The following is a 639-nucleotide window of genomic DNA, read 5'->3' on the forward strand; positions in this document are numbered from 1 at the left end:
ATTAGGCGTTCAAAATGAGCGTGCAGAAGCGGAATTGCAAGACAAGCTAGATAAGCGCATGCGTTTGCTATCGGCATCGATGGCGTATCTGCGTCAACAAGCAGAAATCATCGGTACGCAGCTTTCATCCAGCCCTGAATCAGAAAAAGCGTCTTTGCAACTTAGCCAACTGATCGTGAAGCAGAGACTGAATATCGCAACGGAAAGTTTGCGTAACCTGATGTCGATCGGCGACAAAATGGGTATTGAGACGTCGGAGTACAAGCGTCAGATCTTTGAAATCACAGGCAGCATCACGCACGACTTGCTAGACACCAAAGTGGTGTGGTCCATCATCAGTCACTGGTCAAACTCCGCGGTGGATTGGTTTGCGGAAAACGCACCACAGCATATCTTCCAGCTATTCGTGTTCGCGCTGATCTTATTGATTGCTCGTGCACTGGCTAAACTCACGCGCAAAGTGGTGAGCAAAGCGGTGTCTTCTAAGAACTTGAAACTTTCCCACCTAATGCAGGACTTCTTTATCTCCATGTCCGGCAAAGTGGTGTGGGTGATTGGTATTATGGTTGGCCTGTCGCAGATTGGCTTGAACTTAGCGCCAATTCTGACTGGTTTCGGTATTGCCGGTGTGATCATTGG

The 639-nt window shown here is 48.5% G+C and carries 1 pseudogene; it reads left to right on the forward strand.

The window, feature by feature from the left end:
* A pseudogene (locus R7Z50_RS28425) lies at nt 1-639 on the forward strand (mechanosensitive ion channel protein MscS); the annotation flags it as partial.

This window comes from Vibrio sp. 1249-1, assembly GCF_033340495.1.